This window comes from Candidatus Hepatincolaceae symbiont of Strigamia maritima (assembly GCF_055505085.1).
In genome coordinates, this window is sequence record NZ_DBKDTU010000078.1 from 1 (window position 1) to 2,787 (window position 2,787).

Here is a 2,787-nt window from a genome sequence, read left to right on the forward strand (position 1 = left end):
CTACACTCTTTCCCTACACGACGCTCTTCCGATCTAACAATTTTATAACCTTAGATAATCTTAAAGTAGAAGGTAAAAAAGTCTTAATAAGAGTAGATTTAAATGTTCCTATGCAAGATGGTAAAATCACTAATTTAGAAAGAATTATCAGAAGTTCTCCTACTATTAAAGAACTCTCAGAAAAACAAGCAAAAGTAATTGTACTGTCCCATTTAGGTAGACCCAAAGGTACAGGTTTTGAGCAGAAGTTTACCCTAAAACCAATTGCTGAGGCTATAGCTACATCTTTAGAAAAACCGGTAAAATTTATTGAGGATTGCATCGGGGGGAAACCTAAACAAGCAATTGATGCTATGCAAAACGGTGATATTATTATGTTAGAGAATGTAAGATTTCACAAAGAGGAAAGTGAAAATTCTCCTGAATTTACTAAACAATTAGCAGCTCTTGGGGAAATTTATGTGAATGATGCTTTTTCTGCAGCCCATAGATCACATTCTTCAACAGAAGGATTAGCACACCTTTTGCCCTCTGTTGCAGGACGTTTAATGCAGGCAGAATTAGAAGCATTAGAGGCAGCTCTTGGGAATCCTGATAAACCGGTAGTAGCTTTAGTAGGGGGAGCAAAAATTTCCACTAAATTAGCAGTACTGTATAACTTAATTAAAAAAGTAGATTACTTAATTATCGGAGGTGGTATGGGAAATACTTTCTTAAATGCTTTAGGGGTTGGTATTGGCAAATCTTTATGTGAACACGAAATGAAAGAGGAGTGTTTAAAAATTATTGCAGAAGCTAAACAAACAGGTTGTGAGATTGTCTTACCTGTAGATTCTCGCTCTGCTACCGAATTAAAATCTAACACCCCAATCAAAATTGTTGCTACAGGAGCCTTAGATCCTAATTTTGAAATCTTTGACGCCGGACCCTTAAGTATTGAGAATTTCCAAAAGGTGTTAGAACTCTCAAAAACTTTATTATGGAATGGTCCTTTAGGAGTATTTGAAGTAAAACCCTTTGATACTGCTACTAACGAAGTAGCCCTATTTGCTGCAAGACTAACTAAAACTGGCAAATTAAAAAGCATTGCCGGCGGTGGTGATACGGTATCAGCATTACAACAAGCGGGTGTTTATAATGATTTTACTTATATTTCCACAGCAGGAGGTGCCTTCCTAGAATGGTTGGAAGGAAAACCGCTACCTGGTGTGGCTGTATTAATAAAAAAATAATTCTTCAGAATGCATAATTATTTATTAAAATTATATCAAAAAGTACTGTCTTACTGTCAAAGTAAATATTCTACTTATGCTCTAGCAGTTGTAGCTTTTACTGAGAGTTCTTTTTTTGTAATACCCCCTGATGCCTTACTCATTCCTTTAGTCTTTGCCAACCCAAAAAAAGCTTTTCGTTTAGCTTTTATTTGCTCTGTATGTTCAGTTTTAGGTGGTATTTTTGGCTATTTAATAGGATATTGGTTTTTTGGTCTTTTTGGGGAAAGGATTATTGCTTATTTTCACTATGAGGGATATTTTCAGCAGTTTACTAGTTTTTATCAACAATACGGAAATTTATCGGTTTTTATTGCAGGGTTTACTCCCCTACCGTATAAAGTTGCTACTATTATTAGTGGTTTTATAAAAATGGATTTTTACTGGTTCATAATCATGTCGGCTTTATCTAGAAGTCTAAGATTTTTTTTAGTAGCTTTTTTTATAAAACTTTTTGAAGCTAAAGTTCAACCGATCATAGAACAACATTTAGGTAAAATTACCTTAGGAATAGGGATTGTAATAATCATAATAGTAATATTAATAGTTCAAAGAATATGAAAACTAAACTAATTATTTTTACCATAATTCTTTTAATAATGCTTTTATTGCTAATTAATGCTTTATCTAACGAAACTCTACGCACCACTTTTATTAGTTTAGGATTGTTTAACCCTTCTTCTGAAGGATTAGTTTCTTTTATGAAAATAATTTTTGGCTTAAGTTTGATGGTAATTATTTCTACAACTTTAGTTCTCATTAATATTATCGTAAGTTTATTTAAAAGAAAATAAAATATTATGTTGATTATAATTCAATTAACCGCACTCTTAACCTTATTAGGAACTAATCTTATTGAGATGTTTTGGCATATTTCTACCTGTGAACTTTGTGCTTATCAACGAATTATCTGGTTTGTTATTCTAGGCATTTCTTTAACACTAAAAAACTATCCTAAACTCTTAGTAAACCTAATTTTAGGACTACTTAGCCTTGCTATGCTAATAGCAATGTACCAATTATTATTACAATATAATATTTTAAATAATACTCAGAGTTGTAATATTATGCTCTTAAGTTTTGAAGAGAGTCTAGCAACTACCATACCTAACTGTGGTATTATAGAATTTAACATTCTCTCTATTCCGCTTTCTTTTTATAATTTACTGGTATCCCTAGTAATTTTAATTTATATCCTAATTTATGGCAGAAAGAATGTTTAAAAAAATCCTGTTATATCGTAGCCTTAAACAAAGTTTTCCTTTTATAATAGTTTTGTTATTAATCTTAGAAGTTATTGGTTTTTATTTTATCTGGTATAATAACTGGATAGCTTTTTTATGTACTCTAAGTTTATACTTTATTCTACCTTTCTTTTTTCCCTTACTAAGAAAAAATTTACAAAAAGACTTAAAAATTAACACAGATTTGCATAAGCACATAGACAAAATTATTAACTTTTGTAGATAGATCGGAAGAGCGGTTCAGCAGGAATGCCGAGACCGATCTCGTATGC

At 31.6% G+C, this 2,787-nt stretch carries 4 protein-coding genes; all 4 read left to right on the forward strand.

All coding sequences use genetic code 11. From position 1 onward, the window contains the following. The first annotated feature begins 44 nt into the window (after positions 1 to 44). Genes ACQCX0_RS01940 through ACQCX0_RS01955 form a run of 4 tightly spaced genes read left to right on the forward strand, consistent with a single transcriptional unit; the run spans position 45 to position 2,494 of the window. Positions 45 to 1,232 carry a phosphoglycerate kinase gene (locus ACQCX0_RS01940; RefSeq protein ID WP_465029868.1) on the forward strand — a complete coding sequence of 396 codons (1,188 nt, stop codon included), beginning with the start codon at positions 45 to 47 and terminating at the stop codon, positions 1,230 to 1,232. A gap of 9 nt (positions 1,233 to 1,241) precedes the next feature. After that, positions 1,242 to 1,832 carry a YqaA family protein gene (locus tag ACQCX0_RS01945; protein ID WP_462562471.1) on the forward strand — a complete coding sequence of 197 codons (591 nt, stop codon included), beginning with the start codon at positions 1,242 to 1,244 and terminating at the stop codon, positions 1,830 to 1,832. Then, positions 1,829 to 2,065 (forward strand): hypothetical protein, encoded by a 237-nt coding sequence (locus tag ACQCX0_RS01950; protein WP_462562472.1) that lies wholly within the window; start codon positions 1,829 to 1,831, stop codon positions 2,063 to 2,065. The genes ACQCX0_RS01945 and ACQCX0_RS01950 overlap by 4 nt, the downstream gene beginning before the upstream one ends. A gap of 6 nt (positions 2,066 to 2,071) precedes the next feature. After that, positions 2,072 to 2,494, forward strand: coding sequence for a disulfide bond formation protein B (locus ACQCX0_RS01955; RefSeq protein ID WP_462562473.1), 423 nt, complete (start codon positions 2,072 to 2,074; stop codon positions 2,492 to 2,494). Positions 2,495 to 2,787 lie beyond the last annotated feature (293 nt).